This window comes from Aeromonas sp. QDB62, assembly GCF_027705695.1.
Lineage (GTDB): Bacteria > Pseudomonadota > Gammaproteobacteria > Enterobacterales > Aeromonadaceae > Aeromonas > Aeromonas allosaccharophila.
Genome location: NZ_JAPDCD010000003.1, coordinates 102,898 through 122,786, shown reverse-complemented (window position 1 = coordinate 122,786; position 19,889 = coordinate 102,898). Strand labels below are relative to the sequence as shown.

At 59.2% G+C, this 19,889-nt stretch carries 19 protein-coding genes; 15 read left to right on the top strand and 4 right to left on the bottom strand.

Annotated elements, in window-relative coordinates:
• Positions 1-28: 28 nt before the first annotated feature.
• Positions 29-2,476 carry an ABC transporter permease gene (locus OKC27_RS02615; protein WP_182939784.1) on the top strand — a complete coding sequence of 816 codons (2,448 nt, stop codon included), beginning with the start codon at positions 29-31 and terminating at the stop codon, positions 2,474-2,476.
• 127 nt (positions 2,477-2,603) lie between these two features.
• Here the strand turns inward: OKC27_RS02615 and OKC27_RS02610 are convergent, their stop codons facing one another.
• Entirely contained in the window at positions 2,604-3,509 is a 906-nt protein-coding gene (locus OKC27_RS02610; RefSeq protein WP_182938106.1) for a TIGR01777 family oxidoreductase, read from the bottom strand.
• Between the two features lie 253 nt (positions 3,510-3,762).
• On the opposite strand from OKC27_RS02610, the gene OKC27_RS02605 reads away from it, so the two are divergent.
• Positions 3,763-5,292, top strand: a complete 1,530-nt coding sequence (locus OKC27_RS02605; RefSeq protein WP_182938105.1) for an EAL domain-containing protein — start codon at positions 3,763-3,765, stop codon at positions 5,290-5,292.
• A 74-nt stretch (positions 5,293-5,366) separates the two neighbouring features.
• Here the strand turns inward: OKC27_RS02605 and OKC27_RS02600 are convergent, their stop codons facing one another.
• Positions 5,367-6,548 carry an aminotransferase-like domain-containing protein gene (locus tag OKC27_RS02600; protein WP_182938104.1) on the bottom strand — a complete coding sequence of 394 codons (1,182 nt, stop codon included), beginning with the start codon at positions 6,546-6,548 and terminating at the stop codon, positions 5,367-5,369.
• A gap of 206 nt (positions 6,549-6,754) precedes the next feature.
• On the bottom strand, positions 6,755-7,822 hold the full coding sequence (locus OKC27_RS02595) for a M28 family metallopeptidase (RefSeq protein ID WP_182938103.1): 1,068 nt from the start codon (positions 7,820-7,822) through the stop codon (positions 6,755-6,757).
• Positions 7,823-8,095: 273 nt separating this feature from the next.
• On the opposite strand from OKC27_RS02595, the gene trmB reads away from it, so the two are divergent.
• The 6 genes from trmB to OKC27_RS02565 all read left to right on the top strand — a co-directional run bounded on the left by trmB (position 8,096) and on the right by OKC27_RS02565 (position 12,563).
• Positions 8,096-8,809, top strand: coding sequence for a tRNA (guanosine(46)-N7)-methyltransferase TrmB (trmB, locus tag OKC27_RS02590; RefSeq protein ID WP_182938101.1), 714 nt, complete (start codon positions 8,096-8,098; stop codon positions 8,807-8,809).
• A 48-nt stretch (positions 8,810-8,857) separates the two neighbouring features.
• The gene (locus tag OKC27_RS02585; protein WP_005348158.1) at positions 8,858-9,190 is read left to right on the top strand and encodes a YggL family protein; all 333 of its coding nucleotides are present in this window, start codon (positions 8,858-8,860) and stop codon (positions 9,188-9,190) included.
• A gap of 122 nt (positions 9,191-9,312) precedes the next feature.
• Positions 9,313-10,233 carry a glutaminase B gene (gene glsB, locus OKC27_RS02580; RefSeq protein ID WP_182938100.1) on the top strand — a complete coding sequence of 307 codons (921 nt, stop codon included), beginning with the start codon at positions 9,313-9,315 and terminating at the stop codon, positions 10,231-10,233.
• A 29-nt stretch (positions 10,234-10,262) separates the two neighbouring features.
• A complete protein-coding gene (locus tag OKC27_RS02575; RefSeq protein WP_182938099.1) occupies positions 10,263-11,558 on the top strand; it encodes a sulfurtransferase in 1,296 nt (431 codons plus the stop codon).
• Between the two features lie 218 nt (positions 11,559-11,776).
• The gene (locus OKC27_RS02570) at positions 11,777-11,986 is read left to right on the top strand and encodes a YgdI/YgdR family lipoprotein (RefSeq protein WP_005335219.1); all 210 of its coding nucleotides are present in this window, start codon (positions 11,777-11,779) and stop codon (positions 11,984-11,986) included.
• A 175-nt stretch (positions 11,987-12,161) separates the two neighbouring features.
• Positions 12,162-12,563 (top strand): DUF2541 family protein, encoded by a 402-nt coding sequence (locus OKC27_RS02565; protein WP_042012781.1) that lies wholly within the window; start codon positions 12,162-12,164, stop codon positions 12,561-12,563.
• Between the two features lie 73 nt (positions 12,564-12,636).
• On the opposite strand, the gene mog is transcribed toward OKC27_RS02565, so the two are convergent.
• A complete protein-coding gene (gene mog, locus OKC27_RS02560; RefSeq protein WP_042658402.1) occupies positions 12,637-13,167 on the bottom strand; it encodes a molybdopterin adenylyltransferase in 531 nt (176 codons plus the stop codon).
• Between the two features lie 392 nt (positions 13,168-13,559).
• Here mog and OKC27_RS02555 point away from each other — a divergent pair, with 392 nt between their 5' ends.
• From OKC27_RS02555 to proX, 7 genes are all read left to right on the top strand, one after another.
• The gene (locus OKC27_RS02555; RefSeq protein ID WP_182938098.1) at positions 13,560-13,895 is read left to right on the top strand and encodes a DUF3135 domain-containing protein; all 336 of its coding nucleotides are present in this window, start codon (positions 13,560-13,562) and stop codon (positions 13,893-13,895) included.
• Between the two features lie 236 nt (positions 13,896-14,131).
• The gene (locus OKC27_RS02550) at positions 14,132-14,929 is read left to right on the top strand and encodes a threonine/serine exporter family protein (protein ID WP_042022773.1); all 798 of its coding nucleotides are present in this window, start codon (positions 14,132-14,134) and stop codon (positions 14,927-14,929) included.
• A complete protein-coding gene (locus OKC27_RS02545; RefSeq protein WP_042060992.1) occupies positions 14,926-15,393 on the top strand; it encodes a threonine/serine exporter family protein in 468 nt (155 codons plus the stop codon). Before OKC27_RS02550 ends, OKC27_RS02545 begins: the two co-directional genes overlap by 4 nt.
• A gap of 18 nt (positions 15,394-15,411) precedes the next feature.
• Positions 15,412-15,903 carry a type 3 dihydrofolate reductase gene (gene folA, locus OKC27_RS02540; RefSeq protein WP_182938097.1) on the top strand — a complete coding sequence of 164 codons (492 nt, stop codon included), beginning with the start codon at positions 15,412-15,414 and terminating at the stop codon, positions 15,901-15,903.
• A gap of 560 nt (positions 15,904-16,463) precedes the next feature.
• Complete coding sequence (gene proV, locus OKC27_RS02535) at positions 16,464-17,660, top strand: glycine betaine/L-proline ABC transporter ATP-binding protein ProV (RefSeq protein WP_042658405.1); 1,197 nt, start codon at positions 16,464-16,466, stop codon at positions 17,658-17,660.
• Positions 17,657-18,808: a glycine betaine/L-proline ABC transporter permease ProW gene (gene proW / locus OKC27_RS02530; RefSeq protein WP_182938096.1), complete on the top strand. Its 1,152-nt coding sequence runs from the start codon at positions 17,657-17,659 to the stop codon at positions 18,806-18,808. Before proV ends, proW begins: the two co-directional genes overlap by 4 nt.
• Positions 18,805-19,839, top strand: a complete 1,035-nt coding sequence (proX, locus tag OKC27_RS02525) for a glycine betaine/L-proline ABC transporter substrate-binding protein ProX (RefSeq protein ID WP_270805916.1) — start codon at positions 18,805-18,807, stop codon at positions 19,837-19,839. Before proW ends, proX begins: the two co-directional genes overlap by 4 nt.
• Positions 19,840-19,889: the final 50 nt, after the last annotated feature.

Sequence of the window (19,889 nt, the reverse complement as noted above, 5' to 3'; positions counted from 1 at the left end):
GCTGCGGATCAGGCGGGAGATGCAAGGGATGATGCAGTGGCGATTGGGATGGCGGCTGCTTCGCCGGGAAGGTTTCAGCGGTGAGCTGCGCTGGTTTGTGCTGGCGCTGGCCCTGAGCGTGGCGTGCGTCTTGAGTGTGGCGCTGGTGGCGGATCGGCTCGATGCCGGACTCAAGGCATCGGGCCGCGACTTTATCGGGGCGGATCGGGTGCTGCGCACTGCCGCTGCTCTGCCAGATGGCTGGTTGGCCCGGGCGAAACAGGATGGATTGGCGGTGCAGACCACCGTCAGCTTCAACAGCATGCTGTTTCACGGCGATGCGTTGCAGCTCGCCTCCATTCGGGCGGTGCCCGACGGTTTCCCCTTCTACGGCAAGCTGGAGCTGGAACCGGGCCGCGCCCCGGCACCCGGCGAGATCTGGCTCTCCGCTCGGGTGATGCAACTGCTGCAGGCCAAAACGGGGGATAAGCTGGAGGTGGGCAATACGGTGCTCAAGGTGGCTGGTTTGCTTGGCGAGGAGCCGGATCAGGGCTTCAGCCCCTTCCTGCTGGCGCCGCGGGCGCTGATCCACAGTGCCGATATCGAGGCGACCGGCGCCCTGTTGCCGGGCAGCCGCCAGCAGTGGCGCTATCTGTTCAAGGGGCCGCGAGAGTCGCTGGCCCGTTACGAACAGTGGCTGCTGCCGCAGTTGCAGGCCGGACAGAAGTGGATCAAACCGGATGACAGCGAATCCCGGGTGGGCCGTTCGCTAGCCAATGCCGAACGTTTCTTCCGGCTTGCCTCGCTAAGCGGGGTGTTGCTGGGGGCGCTGGCGATGGGCATCGCGGTGCGCCACTTTGCCGAGCGCCAGACCAATATGGTGGCGCTGCTCAAGACGCTGGGGGCATCCCGTCGCTCGCTCTGGCAACTGATGGGTACCCTGCTGCTGTCGTTGACGCTGATCGGCGCGCTGCTGGGGCTGGTGGCGGGCACTGCCATGCAGTGGATCACCTTGCAACTGCTGGGGGACCTGTTGCCGCCGGATCTGCCGCCCCCCTCCTGGCGACCCTTTGCCTTGGGCGTGGCGGTAGCGCTCTTTATCACCCTGCTGCTCGCTTTTGTACCCTTCTTGCGGCTGCTGAAAGTGCCGCCGTTGCGGGTACTGCGCCGCGAGCTGGAGGCGGGGATTCCCCCCTGGCTGGCCCTGCCGGTAGGCCTGCTCGGGCTGTTTGCGCTGGTCTGGGGTTTTACCGCCGATGTGCGGTTGGCACTGGGTCTGGTCGGTGGCATGGGCTTGCTGATGGGGCTGTTGGCCCTGCTGGCGTCTCTGATGTTGCGGTTGGGGGCAAAAGTGAGCGGGCCTCATGCCTTGCGGCTGGCGTTGGCCCACCTGTCGCGCGAGCGCAGCAGTGGCCTGTTCCAGCTGGCGGGTTTTGCGCTGGCATTGATGTTGTTTGGCTTGCTCTGGGCGGCCCGGGTCGATCTGCTGGATGAATTTTCGGCTCGTCTCCCCGCCGATGCGCCCAACCGGTTTCTGGTCAATGTGGCCGAGAACGAGCGGGAGGGGATCCTGAGCGAGCTGGCGGCGGTGGGGGCCACCACCTCCGATTTCTATCCCATGGTGCGCGGCAGGCTGACCCATATCGCCGGTGAGGCGGTGGGCGAGGGGGCCAGCAGTGGCCGTGAAGGGGTCGATCGGGAGCTCAACTTCACCACCACGGCTACCCTGCCAACCGACAACAAGCTGGTGGCCGGGAAGTGGCTCGCCGGACCCGGCGAAGTGTCGGTGGATAGCGATCTGGCCAAGCGGCTCGATATCAAGCTGGGGGACATGCTCGCCTTTACCATCGAGGGACGCAGCTTCGGCGCCAGGGTCACCAGTTTGCGCAGCATCAAGTGGGACAATATGCGGCCCAACTTCTACATGATCTTCTCCGGGGATCTGCTGGCCCCCTTCTCAAGTACCTGGCTGGGCAGCTACCGGCTGCCCGAGGCGGGGCGCACTGCCGAGGTGGAGCTTATTCGCCGTCACCCCACGGTGAGCCTTATCGATGTGGATGACCTGATTGCGCGGCTTACTCAGGTATCGGAGCAGGTGAGCCGGGCGCTGGCGCTGATGCTGGGGCTGGTGACAGTGGCCGCACTGCTGGTGCTGCTGACCCAGACCCAGGCTAGCATGGCCCAGCGTCGGCGCGAGCTGCTGTTGATGCGCACTCTGGGTGCCAGCAGTGATCTGCTCAGGAAGATGCTGCGCTGGGAGCTGGTGGCCAGTGGTGCGCTGGCGGGGTTCTGTGCCGCCATGGTGGTAGAGCTCTGCGCCTTTGGCCTGCAGTGGTGGTGGTTCGAGGGGCAGTGGCAGTTCCACTGGGCCATCTGGCTTGGCCTGCCGACGCAGGGGGCACTGCTGGTGACGCTGGCGGGGCAGGGGATGCAGCGCCAGCTGCTGGCTGGCACCCTGAGCGATCGGCTGCGGGGTCTGGGTCAGGGACTGTTGTAATCCCGACAGCGCGAGCCGATGCACACAAGGTGCAATAGCGCAGCCACAATAAACAAGCAGCCCGGTCATTGGCCGGGCTGCTTGTTATGTGAGGTGCTGACGAGCGGACGCCGCGAGCGGGTGTGAGTTAGCGGGGCTCGCGCAGCAGATTGGTGAGGGCACTCGGCAGCTCGGGATAGCTGAAGTGAAAACCGGCCTGTTGCAGCCGCGCTGGTATCACCTTTTGTCCAGTGAGTAGCAGATCGGCCGCCTCCCCCATCACCAGTTGCAACAGCGGCGCTGGGACGAAGAAGAGGTGTGGACGGTGCAGCGTGGTAGCAAGGGTCTGGCTGAACTCCCGGTTGCTGACCGGATGGGGCGCAGTGCCGTTGAAAATGCCGCTGCACTCCTCGTGTTCCAGCAGGAAGAGCATTGCGCTCACCAGATCCTGCACATGGATCCAGCTCATCATCTGGCTGCCCGATCCCATGGGGCCGCCGAGTCCGAGTCGGTAAGGGGGGAGCATTTTGGGCAGGGCGCCGCCATCCATGCCAAGCACCAGCCCGATCCGCACGATACAGACCCGGGTTTGGCGGCTCTGGGCCTCCTGCGCCAAGGTTTCCCACTGCTGGCAGAGTTGGTGGGTAAACTCGTCGTTGGGAGAGCGGCACTGCTCGTCGAGGGTTTCGGTGCCTTGTCTGCCATACCAGCCGATGGCGGAGGCATTAATCAGCACCTTGGGCGGCGTGCTGGATAGCTTGATGAGATCCACCAGCTGCTCGGTCAGCAGCCAGCGGCTATCGCAGAGCAGCTGTTTGCGCGACTCGCTCCAGCGTCCGGCAGCGATGGGTTCACCGGCCAGATTGATCACGGCGTCCACGTCATTGAGGTCATCGAGCCGGTCGAGGCTATCCAATACCTTGATATCGTGGCCGAGCAGGGAGTAAGCGCGGCTCCCCTGCCTGCTCAAGACCACGACCTCGTGATTGACCTTGAGATGGGCAACCAGCTTGCGGCCGATAAAGCCGGTCCCTCCGGTAATAAGAATCTTCATCGCTGCACGCTCCTGCTGCCGTTTGCTCTACTCTAATGGCGCTGCTCCGCTTCAACAAGGGAGATACCGAGAGAACATATTGTCACCTTGATATGTGTTAACCATATCTCCCCTTGGTAACATATTGTTGAACAATACACTGATTTGATTGATTTTTGTAAGGTGGACATTTGTTGAGCGGTCGCTATTATTGCGACCCTTTGCGCCTGTCCACCGGGGTTGCTACCACTCATCGTGTATCAAAGAGGCCACCATGCCATTTCGCCGTCTGAAACTTCGCCAGCTCTCCATGAGGATTCTTATGGCGCTAATGATGGGGTGCGGGATCCTGTTGCTAGGGGGCATTTCCGTCATCTGGCAAACAGTGACGGAGATCGAGCAGGATGCCGAGTCACGGTTGCAGCGTGCCCAGCTGATGTTTGATCGTACCTTGGGTTATGCTCAGCAAGCCGCCATGAATGTGGAGAAGGTGATTGGTGCTCCCTGTGCAGAGGCCGCCTTGCTGCTGCGCGAGCAGGTGATCATGGTTCCTGATGTTCGTTCTGCCAACCTGACCATCGGTCGCCGAATCTACTGTACGTCTCTCTATGGCGAGTATAATGGCCCCATGGGGCCGGACAACTATGTCGACGGTAAGCTACAACTGTTCAGCGGTAATGACACAACGCCAGATAGACCGCTGATTGTGCTGCGTCATGAGGTTGAGAAAGGGAGTGCGCTGATCGCTGTGGATGGCTACTACCTGCTTAATACCCTTGATATCGCCAGCAAGAACTCCTCGATGGCCTTGGTGGTCGGTGACAAAGCGCTGTTTGGCTCAGGTCAGGTCGGGGCTGCGCCCTCTCCCGCTGAGGAGGGGTATATGGCACTCTCGTCAGCCAGCTTCCCATATCAGGTAGCGACACTGGTGACGAAGGATGATTATCTGGCCCATGCATGGCGCTACTCCAGAGACACGCTGCTTCTCTCTCCGTTGCTGGCATTACTGATTGGATTCGGTACTTTCAGGCTGATGGGGCGTAGCAGCTCGCCAGCGGAGGAGCTCAAGCGAGCACTGATCGAGGAGGAGTTTATTCCCTACCTGCAGCCGGTGGTCACTGGCGCTGATGAGCAGTGTCGCGGTTGTGAGGTGCTGATGCGCTGGCAGCATCCCAAACAGGGGATGATCTCGCCGGATCGCTTTATTCCGCTGGCGGAAGATAGCGGCCTGATTGTGCCCATGACCAGCCTGTTGATGGCCCAGGTGCGGGATCACTTCGCCCCTCACGCCAGCAAGCTGCCGGCAGGATTTCATTTCGGTTTCAATATCTGCGCCAGCCACTGCAAGGATCTGAGTCTGCTGATCGATTGCCGGGCCTTTATCAATGCTTTCAAGGACAACCCAGTCAAACTGGTGCTGGAGCTGACCGAGCGGGAGCTGATCGTGGCGGACGAGACGACCGACCAGCTGTTTGCCGAGTTGCGTCAGCTGGGGGTCATGATCGCCATCGATGACTTTGGTACCGGCCACTCCAGCCTGACTTACCTGCAGCAGTTTCAGGTCGACGCATTGAAGATCGATCAGAGCTTCGTCGGGATGATCGGCTCCGATGCCCTCTCCAGCCATATTGTCGAGAACGTGATCGATCTGGCGACCAGACTGGGGCTGCAACTGGTGGCCGAAGGGGTGGAGACTCAGGTGCAGGCGGACTATCTGCAGGCGCGTCACGTCGATTATCTGCAAGGGTATCTCTACGGCCGCCCCATCCCGATGAAGCAGTTCCGCCAGACTCTGTTTGGCTGATGGGTTGCGTTGAGGGTACAAAAAAACCAGCGATCTCTCGCTGGTTTTTTTGTTGGTGCCGTTTGATCTGACGATCAGAGCATGCGCTGGAGAGCGCGGGCCAAGCGTTTGACCCCCTCCTCGATGGTCGCTTCATCGACGCAGGAGAAGCTCAGGCGCAGGGTGTTCTTGATCTCGGGGCGCACATAGAAGGGGGCGCCGGGCACGAAGGCCACCTTCTCCTTGATCGCCTCGTCAAACAGCGCCATGGCACTGATGTGGGCTGGCAGGGTCAGCCAGAGGAACATGCCCCCTTCCGGTCGGGTATAGCTGACGCCTGGCGGGCAGTGACGGGCCAGCGCAGCCTCCATGGCGGCACGTTGGCGGCCATAGACCTCCTTGATCTTCTCCAGATGGGCATCCAGCGAGTTATCGCTCAGGAAGCGGTGCAGCACCTGCTGGCTGAAGGCGTTGCTGTGCAGGTCGGTGGCCTGCTTGGCGATGGTCACCTTCTTGCGCAACCAGTCCGGCACCAGCATCCAGCCCAGACGGAAGGCGGGTACCACGGTTTTCGAGAAGGAGCCGAGCAGCACGGTATTGTTCGGCGCCAGCTTGGCGATGGGGGGCAGATGTTCACCTTCGAAGCGCAGCTCGCCGTAGGGATCATCTTCCACCATCAACAGCTCATGGCACACCAGTCGCTCGGCCAGTGCCTCGCGGTTGGCACGGCTGTAGGAGACGCCGCTCGGGTTCTGGAAGTTGGGCACACCGTAGAGCAGTTTGGCATTGGAGCCGCTTGCCAGCAGCGCATCCAGCGCCGCCAGATCCAGCCCCTCTTCTTCAAGGGTGATCGGCTTGAAATTCGGTTGATAGACAGAGAAAGCCTGAATGGCGCCAAGGTAACCCGGTTCTTCAATGATCAGATCCTGACCCTCGTCGATCAGCACCTTGCCCAGCAGATCCAGCGCCTGCTGGGAGCCGCTGGTGATCAGGATGTTGTCCGGATTGACCTGCATGCTGTGGCGGGCCAGATAGCGGTCTGCGATATACTGGCGCAGCGGGGCGAAGCCCTCGGTCGCCGCATATTGCAGGGCGGCAGCCCCTTGCTCGCGCAGTACATCCTGACAGGCCTGATCGATCGCCTTGACCGGAAACAGGTGGGGATTGGGCAGGCCACCGGCGAAGGAGATGATCTCCGGATTGGCGGCAACTTTGAGGATTTCACGGATAAAGGAAGGCTCGACCTTCTCGAAGCGCTGGGCAAAAAACGGCTGCATAGACAATTCTCTCGGCATGTGGGCGGTCGCTCCATTCGACCACCAGGTTATCCGTTTGTATCAGATTTCAGAATTGAGGCAATGATTGTCACAAAAATCGCCAAAAAAGGGCTGGATTGGCACCAGCCCGAATTTTGTCTGCCCATGTGGCGCAAACGCGTTGAATTGAGTTGAGGCTATCTTGCTTTGTTGACGAGCTGCTGACCTTACAAACCCGGTTCCTTCAGGAAGCTGATCATCAATTCAGTGTTGGCGCTAAGTTGGCTTTCTACTCTGCCCGGGAATAGTTCAGCCATCTTGTCGAGGCGGTCGTACTGGGTATGCCAGATTTTTCCCCACTGGGTTTCGCCATCACGATCGCAGGCGCTCTTGGTTGTGGCGTCATAGCAGTCCCACAGCGCTGGATTGGTGCTTTGGGAGTAGCCGTCATAGCCATCAGCTCCGTTGATGGTGAAGTTGGTCGCTTCAACGTAGGCGATCGGCACCCCCAGGCAGGCAAAGGGGGCGTGATCTGACCAACTACCGGTTTCCCCTTCCGGATAACCGCTGTAGCTAGGGTGAATGGCAAACGGGGTGGCAGTCTGCTTGGAGATGGCTAGCAGGCGATCTCGTACCTTGGGATCGAAACTGTAGCGGCTCGGATCGGCGCAGCTGTATTCGGCAACGTCCGAGTGGGCAGAGTGGACGTAAACGATGTCGCCCCCGGCGATGGTGTCGTAGTTCACCATTGCCAGCAGACGGTCAATTGCGGTGCGGTCCAGACTGGCAGCGTAAGCCTTGGATCCGTTGAGACCGTTCTCCTCCGCGCCGAGAAAGGCAAAGCGAACCGTGTAGGGCAGAGTTTGTCCCTTAAGCGCCTCAGCGACTGCCAGCAGAGCAGCGACGCCAGCACCGTTGTCAGTGGCCCCTTCAGAACCCTTCTTGTCGCCCGTGCTGTCGTAGTGGGCGCCGATCAGGATCACCTTGTCACTTTTTCCCTTGAGCTCTGCGATCAGGTTTTGGGAATTTTTACTGGCGCCACTTTTGGTGTAGGTGAAGGGCTGACGTTGAACATCGTAGCCCCAGCCAGCCAGATGATCCTGGATCCATGCTGCGGCACGGGTCTCAGCCTCTGTCCCCGTGGGACGAGCGCCAATTCCTTCTGCGGTTGAACTCAATTGCACCAGATACTCATAGGCCTGCTCGGCGGCGGTAGGGGCCTGCGAGTCATTTGTTGAAGTGTCGCACCCTGCAAGCAAAGTGGTGATGGCAAACGCCAATGCTGTGTGTTTCATACTGCAATCCTTTGTTGTGTATGGTTTTATTTGCGCAGGCAGCATGCGCTCGACGCGTGACCGATTCTGTGAACCGATCGGCATTTGTCAACCGTTGTGGATGAATTGGTGAGAGATGAGGGATTTGTTTCGCGAAACACTTGCGCCTTGGGCCTATCTTGGGATAATTCGCTCCCCTGTTTTCGCGGGCGATGACATGATGCGCCGCGAGCGGTCCCGTTCGGGATCGGACACAAGATGTATTACCCGGATTGATGAAATAACGAGACCATTATGCCTGTGACCCAAGATGTATTTAACGAAGACGGCAAGTTCATGCGCAAGATCCGCAGCTTTGTCCGTCGCGAAGGCCGCCTGACCAAAGGGCAGGAGAAGGCCCTGGAAGAGCTCTGGCCGGTCATGGGTATCGATTTTGCGCCAGCGCCGCTCGATATGGTCGCGCTGTTTGGCCGCGAGGCTCCGGTGGTGCTGGAGATCGGCTTTGGCATGGGCGCCTCTCTGGTCGAGATGGCCAAGAATGCCCCCGAGAAGAACTTCATCGGCATCGAAGTGCACTCCCCGGGCGTGGGTGCCTGCCTGGGCACCGCTCAGGAAGCGGGTGTCACCAATCTGAAAGTGATCTGCCACGATGCGGTTGAGGTGCTGGAGCACATGATCCCGAACGGTTCACTCTCCTGCCTGCAGCTGTTTTTCCCGGACCCCTGGCACAAGAGCCGTCATCACAAGCGTCGCATCGTACAGCCGGCGTTTGCGCAGGACATTCGCCAGAAGCTGGCCATCGGTGGCGTGTTCCACATGGCCACCGACTGGGAAAACTATGCCGAGCACATGCTGGAAGTGATGAGCGCCGCCGAGGGTTACGAGAACACCTCTGCCACCGGCAACTGGGTGCCTCGTCCGGGCTGGCGTCCGCTGACCAAATTTGAACAACGTGGCCACCGTCTCGGCCACGGGGTTTGGGATCTGATTTTCAAGCGTGTCAGCTAAGCTGGCACGTCAACACACCTAGCGTATCAACTAACTTGAGGAGCTATCATGGCCAATCGTAGCCGCCGCCTGCGCAAGAAACTGCGCGTCGATGAATTCCAGGAGATGGGTTTCGACATCAGTTTCAACTTCCCGGTCGGCACTGCCGAAGAGACCATCGATGCGGTAGTCGATGCGATGATCGATGAGGTTGTTGAACCCCGTAAACTGGCTTTTGCCGGCTCCGGTCACCTGGCCTGGGAAGGGATGATCTGCACCCAGCAACTGGGCAAGTGTACCGAAGAAGACCGCGCTGCCGTCAAATCCTGGCTGGAAGGCAAGGGGATGGAAGCCGTGGTCGTTACCGAGCTGTTCGACCTCTGGTACGGTGAACCGGCCTGATACAAGGCTGCCGCATCTGGCGCCTTGTTGTGGGTAACTGAAAAATCCCGCCGCTGGCGGGATTTTTGTCAGTGGGGATGGGATCTCCACCGCTGTTTTAGTCATGGAATCGCTTATTGCTTATGGTGTTGTCATCCGAATTACTGGCCAGCATCCTTGAAGAGGTGCGCCCGTTGCTGGGACAAGGCAAGGTGGCCGACTACATTCCGGCACTGGCTCAGGTTCCGGCCGATCGGCTCGGTATCGCAGTCTGTACCGTCGAGGGGGAGCTGTTCACCGCCGGTGACGCTTTTGAACCCTTCTCCATCCAGAGTATCTCCAAGGCCCTGAGCCTGACCCTGGCACTCACTCTCTATCAGGAGGAGGAGATCTGGGCCCGGGTGGGTAAGGAGCCCTCCGGCCAGCCCTTCAACTCGCTGGTGCAGCTCGAGTTCGAGCAGGGGATCCCCCGCAACCCCTTTATCAATGCCGGGGCGCTGGTAGTGAGCGATCTGCTGGAGACCCGCCTCACTGCGCCCCGTCAGCGTACCCTCGAGCTGGTGCGCCGTCTTTCCGGCAATCCGGCCATCATGGCGGATCAGGTGGTCGCCCGCTCCGAATATCAGCACTCTGCCCGCAATGCCGCCATCGCCTATCTGATGAAGGCCTATGGCAACTTCGAAAACGAAGTGGACAAGGTGCTGCAAAGCTACTTCAATGCCTGTGCCATTCGCATGAGCTGCGTCGATCTGGCGCGGGCATTCATCTATCTGGCCAACCGTGGTGTGCCATTGGGCGAGAGCGTGCCGCTGCTGCCCGCCCGCACCACCAAGCAGGTCAACGCCCTGCTCGCCACCTGTGGCCTCTATGACGAGGCGGGCGATTTTGCCTATCGGGTCGGCATGCCGGGCAAATCGGGGGTCGGCGGCGGTATCATCGCCCTGATCCCGGGTGAGCTCTGCGTCTGTGTCTGGTCGCCCGAGCTCAACAAAGCCGGCAACTCGCTGGCGGGCACGGCGGCGCTGGAGCTGCTGGCCGAGCGGCTGGGTTGCTCCATTTTTTAACCTTGTTCACTATGAATCGAGAAATCACCATGAAACGACATCTTCGCTTCCTGCAGGCCGCGCTGGCGACCTTACTGCTCTGGTGTGCCCTGCCCGCCGTGGCAGGGGAGTTGCCACCGCTCTCGCTGGCCGATGCCAAGGCCAAACAGGCGGTCATTCTGGATACCCGCGCCAGCTACTTCTATCAGGGGTGGCCGATGGAAGGGGAGAAGCAGGGAGGTCATGTGGCGGGCGCCGAGAACCTCTCTGCCGAGTGGAAATACAGCGATGAAGAGTGGCCAAAGGCGCTCGAGATCAAGGGGCTGAAGGCCGATCGTCCGGTTGCCCTCTACGGTGCGTCCCGCGAAGTGGCCGAGGTGGCCCGTCTGCTGCGCAAGCAGGGGATCAAGCAGCTGTTCGAGCTGCAAGGGTGGCAAGCCGCACCGCGCGAGTCGCTGGCACGCTGGCAGCAGCTGGTCTATCCGCGCTGGTTGGCGGATCTGCAAGAGGGCAAGCCGGTTGCCGCGGCGCCCAAGGGTGACTGGAGGCTGTTTGAAGTGGATTGGGGTTCACCCAAGGCCTACCTCATCAGCCACATCCCGGGGGCCGGTTATATCGATACCAACAGCCTCGAAGAGGAGCCGCTGTGGAACAAGGTCTCTGACGAAGCGCTCAAGAAGCTGTTGCTGGACAACGGCATCCGTCACGACACCACCGTGATCCTTTACGGTCGCAACACCATGGCGGCTGCCCGTGCCGCGCACCTGATGATGTATGCGGGAGTGAAAGATGTACGCCTGCTGGACGGTGGTCTGGATGCCTGGTTTATCCAGCACCTGCGTACCGAAACCGGTCTGCCCAACAAATATGAGCCGGTGAAGGAGTTTGGCGTGGCCATTCCCGCTCACCCCGAGTACTACACCACGCTAAGTCAGGCGAAAGAGCTGCTCAAGCAGCCCGATAGCGCACTGATCAGCGTGCGTACCTGGGACGAGTTTGTCGGCAACACCTCAGGTTACAGCTACATCAAGCCGAAGGGCGATATCCCGGGGGCCAAGTGGGGTCACGGCGGGGTGGATGCCAACAGCATGAGCGATTTCCACAACCCGGACGGCACCATGAAGCCGGCCCGCGAGATCCTCGCCATGTGGGACCAGTGGAACATCGAGCCGACCCAGCAGGCTGCGTTCTATTGCGGTACCGGCTGGCGCGCCTCCGAGGCCTTCTTCTACGCCTGGCTGATGGACTGGAAACAGATCAGCGTCTACGACGGCGGCTGGTACGAGTGGAGCATGGATCCCAAGAACCCGACCGTGACCGGCGAGCGTCAGCCCGCCAAGTCATGATTGCGCTCTTGCGTTCTAGAGAAGAGGCCGGACAGATGTCCGGCCTTTTTCATTGCCCGCTCCACAAAGCCACTCGCTCTCCCAAGCCAGACAGCGATGTTAAGTTGCTGATTATTGACGGCGATCCCGCTTTGCTCATCCCGCCATCCCAAGGCGTGCGATTGAACTAGGCTTCAAGAAACATCCTCGTGGTGAGGGTGAAGTGAGAAGAGGCAGCAATGAAAAAACTGATGATGATCCTGGTGTGCGCCTTGGGGCTGGTGGCATGCAGTTCCCAATACATCATGAGCACCAAGGATGGCAAGATGATCACCACAGAGAGCAAGCCCAAGTTGGATGAGAGCACCGGCATGTACCGCTATTACGATCACGAAGGGCGCGAGGTGATGATCAAGAAAGATGACGTCACCCAAATCATGGAGCGTTGATCTTCTTTTGAGGCTTGGGGCTGCCAGTTGGCGGCCCTTTTTGTATTCAGGGGGATAGCGTTTACCGAGGTTGTGATCCTCCGATAAGGCAGGCACTGGCGCTATCCCGGACCGGATACAGCTCCTGTTATGGTTCGGTCCGTATCATAACGCTCCGTTTTTTATTGGAGGTGTTATGTCCCTGAACTCTATCTGGCGTAAAGCGTGTTCCGGTCGTGCTCTGTTTGGCGCTCTCTTGTTGGTGGCGGCGTCGGCTTGTCAGGCCGGTGATGATCAGTTCACCCTTGGCCGAACCATCTTGCTGGGAATTGGTGATCATGGCGCCACCATTCCGATGGTTGCCTGCCGTCAGACCAAATATATCAAGGTGAAGGCGGAGCGTGATTTGACGCTGGATCGGATCGTGGTGACATATGGCAGCAATCGTACCAAGACCATCAAATTTGATCGGGATATGCGCGCTGACAAAGAGACCGAATGGAAATCTCTCGGTTCCAGAGTCTGTGTAAAACGGCTGGAAGTGTACGGCAATTCGGAAGGCAGCAAAGCGGGCGTCAAAGTATTTGGTCGCAAATAAGCGAGCGCTGAAGCATTGTTATTAAAAATAATGGCGAGCCACGGCTCGCCATTATTTGTTATGGACGGGTCAGCTATTTTTTCGGTCGAAATGGCTTGATGACGGTCTCATCGCACTCGAGATAAGGCCCTTCCATCAAATCGATGCAGTAGGGGATGGCGGGGAAGACCGCATCCAGACACTCGCGGATCGACTTGGGCTTGCCCGGCAGATTGACGATCAGGGTATCGTCGCGCAGGCCGGCCGTCTGGCGCGACAGAATAGCGGTCGGCACAAACTTGAGGGATTCTGCCCGCATCAGCTCGCCAAAGCCCGGCATCATGCGATCACACACCGCCTCGGTCGCTTCCGGTGTCACATCCCGCTTGGCCGGGCCGGTGCCGCCTGTGGTGACGATGAGACAACACTGCTCTTCATCCGCCAGCCGGATCAGGGTCGCTTCAATCTGATCCTGCTCATCGGGGATCACCTGATAGACGGGTTCCCACGCCGAGGTCAGATAGGCGTTCAGGGTGTCGATGATGGCCTTGCCTGAGAGGTCTTCATAGATGCCCGCGCTGGCGCGATCGCTGACGGTGACGATACCGATTTTTGCCTTGCTCATGGTCTGCTCTTGAATGTCCGATAAAAGTGGCAATTAAAATAACATAATCAGTGAGATATGTTAAACCGACATAAGATGACGCGGACCGGTGGGGGATAATAAAGTGTCGAATGAAGCGAAATAACCTCTTTCTGAGTTTTATTTTCAATAAAAAACATAAAATAACCGCCTAAAATGTATAAGTGTTTTATCGCGCCTGAATTAAAAATAATCGCTTGTTTCCAAACACAATTAAAATAGAGAGACACCCTCGTTGTGATCATTGTCCGGTTCAGCCGCCAGCGGATGGATTGAACCCTTGTTGGCCGCATCGTATATACAGGTTTATATGGCTGGGGCGTGATGGTGTGGTACCGCAGTGGGTTGCCAGCAATAGTCGCCAAGGAGGGCATATGGAGTTGCCTGATTTTGACACCCTGAAAGAGTTGGCTGCGAGTGAGCCTTCCCGGCTGGATGCGATTCTTGAGCAGCAGATTGACCAGTTGATGGCCCGGGCGAGCCCCGATCAGCAGCGCCGTCTGCGCGGGTTGCAGTTCAAGATTGATGGTCAGCGCCGCCTGGCTAAAAACAATCTCGATAGCTGTATCCGGATTGCCAGCATGATGCGGGAATCCTTTTATTTGATGCGCAGCGAAATGATCCAGTTTCGGGAGGAGGGGGAGCTTCTGCCTGAAAACGATAGCGCTGGCAAAATAATTCGAATGGCTGACTATCAACGTCGTAAATAATCTGCAGCCAGCCCCTCTTCTGATATTTAATTCATGTATCAAGGGGCAGTAATAAGGCGAGGTAATGGCGGACAGATTGTTATGGTTTTTAATGTTAGTGGTAATGTATTTGTGATGTAACCTCTTTTTTCCTTCATGTAATAACTCATCGGCCAGGTTGTGATAGGGGTGGATGAATAACGGTAAAAGTTAGGCTAATATGGCCGAAATTTTTATTGCTACGACTCGAAGGGATTATGAGAAGTATCACACCAAGACGGGTGTTGTCGCGGGAGCAACAGACAGAGATCACCCGCATTATCGTCAAGGTGGGTCAAATGTTGGCCCAGTTTGGGGCGGAGAGCCGGATCATCGAGCAGACCACGGTGCGGCTGGGGATGGCGCTTGGGCTGGAGAGTGTCGAAATGGCCATCTCTTCCAGTGCCATCGTGCTCACCAGCCTCTATCAGGGGGGCTGTGTCACCACCACCCGGCGGGTGCGCGAGCATGGCATCAACATGCAGGTGGTGTGCGAGATCCAGCGGATCTGCATCATGGCGGAGAAAGAGCTGATCGGTGCCCGTGAAGTGCGCCAGCGGCTCGAAGCCATCGTCCCCTTCCACTATCACCCCTGGCTGGTGGTGCCCATGGTCGGGCTCTCCTGTGGCGCCTTCAGCCTGCTGTTTGGCGGTGACTGGCCCATCTTCCTGGTGACCTGTTGCTCCGCCGCCGTGGCGATGCGGGTGCGTCAGTTGATCGCCCGTCATCACCACAGCCCGCTCATCAATTTTGCCGTGACCGGTTTTATCGCCACCTTGCTGGCATCCAGCGCCACCTTCTTCAACTGGGGCGCCCAACCCTATCTCGCCATGGCGGCCAGCGTGCTGCTGCTGGTGCCTGGCTTCCCGCTGATCAATGCGGTCTCCGACATGGTGAAGGGCTACTTCAACATGGGGCTGGCCCGCTGGGGCTCCGCCACCTTGCTCACCATTAGCGCGGCCATCGGCATCATTCTCGCCATGTCGTTGACCGGGATCTGGGGGTGGAAAGTATGACGGATCTGCTCTGGTTACTGGCCAAGGATGCCTTCTGGTCCTCCATTCCGGCGGTGGGCTTTGCCATGCTGTTCAACGTGCCGCCACGAATGCTGAAATATTGCGCCATGGGCGGGGCGCTGGCTCACAGCCTGCGCACCCTGCTCATTCACTACGGCATGCCCATCGAGTGGGCGACGCTGGCGGCGGCGACCACGGTCGGTTTTGTCTGCGTCTACTGGTCTCGCCGTCTGCTGGCGCCGCGTCCGGTGTTCAGCGTTGCCTCCATCATCCCGATGATCCCGGGCAGCTATGCGTTCAAGACCATGATTGCGGTGGTGGAGCTCAACATCAACGGTGTGACCATGGATCTGCTGCAGAGCGCGGTGGAGAACGGCCTCAAGGCGCTGTTTATCGTCGGCGCCCTCAGTTTCGGTTTGGCGATCCCCTCTCTGGTCGTGTACCGTAACCGCCCCATAATCTGACAGACGGTGAGAGGCCCCATGAAGATTTCCATGATTGCCGCCATGGCCCACGACAGGGTGATCGGCAAGGACAACCAGATGCCCTGGCATCTGCCGGCCGATCTGGCTCACTTCAAACGGGTGACCCTTGGCAAACCGGTATTGATGGGGCGCAAGACCTTCGAATCCATCGGGCGGCCGCTGCCCGGACGGCGCAATCTGGTGATCAGCCGCAACCCCGGCTATCAGGCCGAGGGTATCGAGGTGGTGGGTTCTGTCGAGGCGGCGCGGGCCCTGTTGGCGAGCAGCGCGGTGGAGGAGCTGATGGTGATCGGTGGCGGTCATCTCTATGCCGAGATGTTGCCGAGCGCGGATCGTCTCTACCTGACGCAAATCGATCTGGCGGTGGAGGGGGATACCCGCTTCCCCGCGTTTGATGATGGCCAGTGGCAGCGCATCGATTGCGAGAGCCACCCTGCCGATGAGAAGAACCCGCACCCCTACCGCTTCGAGACCTGGCAACGCCGCTGAATCATGGCATGTAACCGATAGCCACTAAAAAGCCCCTTGTGTTGCACAAGGGGCTTTTTTCGCACGGGTGATTTGCCAGCAGCACCGTGCCAGCAGGCCGATAGTCCAGAGGTGGCCGCTGCGATCTCATCGCGGCGTGTGAACGCATCTTCAGCCTCTGCTTTGACCCTCCTCAGCCCCTTTTCTTGTCCCCCAATCTGTCCTCATTGCGACCAATAAATAGTTAGATGTGTAATTATTTGGTCGCTGTTGAGTATCTGGATGGCGAGCTATGCTTTTGCCGCCATTAATCTGCCTTGGTTTGCTCTTTTTTGATTGTTTTTGAATGATTTTTCCCAGTGCACCTTCGTTTGATATGGAAAGCATTATGGATAAAACCAGACTTTGTTCGGTTTTTATTGATAAAAATAGCTGTTTAAAATCAATGGCTTATTTTGTGGTTTGTTTTGTGGGACTCCATTGGTTCTTTTGTTTTGGTTGTTAATTGCTTAGTGTAAAAATCAATTGGTTCGCGTTCGGCAGGTTAATCACCAAGATGTCGACCATGAAAAAAGGACAGTATGACAGTCAAACTCGAAGTCAAATCACTCTATAAAATCTTCGGCGATCAGCCGGAAAAAGCATTCAAATTGCTGGCGAAAGGGCATGACCGTGCCAGCATCCTGCAACAGAGCGGACAGACCCTGGGTGTGCAGGGGGTCGATCTGGCCATTCACGAGGGAGAAATCTTCGTGGTGATGGGCTTGTCCGGCTCGGGAAAATCGACGCTGGTGCGGCTCTTCAACCGCCTTATCGAGCCGACCCGCGGCCAGGTGCTGATCGATGGCGAGGATATCGCCACCATCTCGGAGAGCGAGCTGCGTCAGGTGCGGCGCAAGAAGATCAGCATGGTGTTTCAATCCTTCGCCCTGATGCCGCACCTGAGCGTGCTGGAAAACACCGCCTTCGGGCTGGAGCTGGCCGGTGTGCCGCTGGCGGAGCGCCAGCAGAGTGCCCGTCAGGCGCTCCATCAGGTGGGATTGGGTCAGTGGATCGATGCCTTCCCCGATGCCCTCTCCGGCGGCATGAAACAGCGGGTCGGTCTGGCCCGGGCACTGGCCAACGATCCCGACATCCTGCTGATGGATGAGGCCTTCTCCGCGCTGGATCCGCTGATCCGCACCGAGATGCAGGACGAGCTGCTCAAGCTGCAGGCGAGCCAGCAGCGCACCATCGTCTTTATCTCCCACGATCTGGACGAGGCGATGCGTATCGGCGATCGCATCGCCATCATGCAGGATGGTCAGGTGGTGCAGGTCGGTACCCCCGACGAGATCCTGAGCCAGCCCGCCAACGACTATGTGCGTGCCTTCTTCCGCGGGGTGGATCTCGCCAATGTCTTCAGCGCCCGCGATATCGTCAGCCGCAAGCAGATGCCGCTTATCAAGAAACACACCACCGACGGGCCGGGCAACGCCCTGCGTCAGCTCAAGGAGCTGGAGCGGGAGTTTGGCTACGTGGTGGATCGCAGCCGCCGCTTCATCGGCGTTGTCTCGGTCGAGTCGCTCAGTGAGGCCGTGCGTGGCAAGGGGAGTCTGGAGCAGGCGTTGCTGGCGGATATCCAGCCTATTCTGGCCGACACCTCGCTCAATGAACTGATCAGCCAGGTGGCTGCCGCACCCTGTCAGGTGCCCGTGGTCGAGGAGGATGGCACCTATCTGGGGCTCATCTCCAAGGCCAATCTGCTCAACACCCTAGACAGGAGTACCCCGGTATGAAGCTGATTAATCCCCACTTTTTGCTGACTTGGCTGCTGGCACTCCTGCTGTTGGCGAGCCCCTCCCTTAGGGCTGATGAGGCGGATGCCGATCCTTGGGGCGCGGCGGTAACCACGACAGCCGTCGCCGATCCCTGGGGCAGTACTGCCACCGAAGCGGCCGACTGGCAAAACCAGATTGCTGCCGTGGATACCGAGGCAGCCGTCAACTGGCTGGATCCCTTCCAGCAGGCGCTGGTGCCGCTGGACAGCTGGGTCGAAGGGGGCATCGGCTGGTTGGTGGAGAACCTGCGCCCGGTGTTTCAGCTGATCCGCGCACCGGTGGAGGTGACTCTGAACGCCATGACCCATCTGCTGCAGACGGTGCCATCCACCCTGATGATCGGGCTGTTGACCCTGATTGCCTGGCAACTGGTCAACGGCCGGATGGCGGTTGGCACCCTCGCCGCATTGGTCGGGATCGGGCTGATCGGAGCCTGGTCCGATGCCATGGTGACCCTGTCGCTGGTGTTGACCTCGCTCTTCTTCTGCATCCTGATTGGCTTGCCGGTCGGCATTTTGCTGGCCCGTAGCGAGCGGTTGTCTACCTGGACTCGGCCGCTGCTGGATGCGATGCAGACCACCCCGGCGTTCGTCTACCTCATCCCCATCGTCATGTTGTTCGGTATCGGCAACGTGCCCGGTGTCGTGGTGACCGTGATCTTCGCCCTGCCGCCGATGATCCGCCTCACCATGCTGGGGATAAGACAGGTGCCTGCGGATCTGGTGGAAGCGGCCCATTCGTTTGGCGCCAGCCCCTCCCAGCTGCTGTTCAAGGTACAACTGCCACTCGCCATGCCCACCATCATGGCCGGGGTCAACCAGACTCTGATGCTGGCGCTCTCCATGGTGGTGATCGCCTCGATGATCGCGGTCGGCGGTTTGGGTCAGATGGTGCTGCGCGGCATCGGTCGGCTCGATATGGGGCTCGCCTCCATTGGCGGCCTCGGCATCGTGCTGCTGGCCATCGTGCTCGACCGTCTGACCCAGGCGATGGGCCAACCGGATCGCAACCGGGTTGGCCGCTGGTATCAGCGTGGCCCCGTCGCCTTGCTGCTGCGCCTCACTGGCCGCAGCAAATCCATCGATTACCAAGGAGTAAAGGCATGAGCCTCATTACCACAACGCACACCCGTCACGCCTTGCTGCTGAGCACTCTGTTGTTGAGCTCCTCGCTGCTGAGCCCGCTGGCCATGGCCAGTACCGAGTTGCCGGGGGAGGGGATCCGCGTTCAACCCTTGCAGAGCTCCCTGCCGGAAGAGGCGTTCCAGAGCCTGCTGGTCAGCAAGCTGATGGCGCGGCTTGGCTACTACGTCCAGCCTGCTCAGGAGGTGGATTACAACGTGGCTTATGCCTCGGTGGCACAGGGGGACGGCACCTTCCTCGCCTTTAACTGGATCCCGCTGCAGGACAACAAGTACGAACAGGCGGGGGGAGACAAGGTGTTCTTCCGTCAGGGCACCTATGTGGCCGGTGCGGCGCAGGGCTATCTCATCGACAAGCAGACCGCGACCCGATATGGCATCACCAATCTCGGGCAGCTCAAGGATCCCGCGCTGGCCGCGCTGTTTGACGGCGATGGAGATGGCAAGGCCGATCTGGTGGGCTGTAACCCTGGCTGGGGCTGTGAAGAGGCGATCAACCATCATCTGGACGAGTTCGGCCTGACCCCCACCGTCACCCACAAGCAGGGCAACTATGCGGCGCTGATCGCCGATACCCGTGCTCGCTTCCAGAGTGGCAAGCCGGTGCTCTATTACACCTGGACCCCCTACTGGCTCAGCAGCGAGCTGGTGCCGGGCAAGGATGTCGTGTGGCTGGAAGTACCCGCCGACGCCCCTGATGCGGCCAAGACCCGGTTGCCGAACGGCAAGAACTACGGCTTCCCGGTCAATACCATGCATATCGTGGCCAACAAGGCTTTCACCGATGCCAACCCGGCGGCGGCCAAGCTGTTTTCCATCGTCAAGCTGCCGCTCAATGACATCAACGTCCAGAACGGGTTGATGAACAGGGGGCAGAACAAACCGGCGGATATCGAGCGCCATGCCGATGCCTGGCTCAAGGGGCACGGGGCGCTGGTCAATGAGTGGCTGACTCAGGCGCAGGTTGCCGCCGAGCAGGCCAACGCGGCGGGTTAAGCCTCTTGGCCCATTTGTCATCTTGGAAGGGTTGCATATCAGCCCAAGCA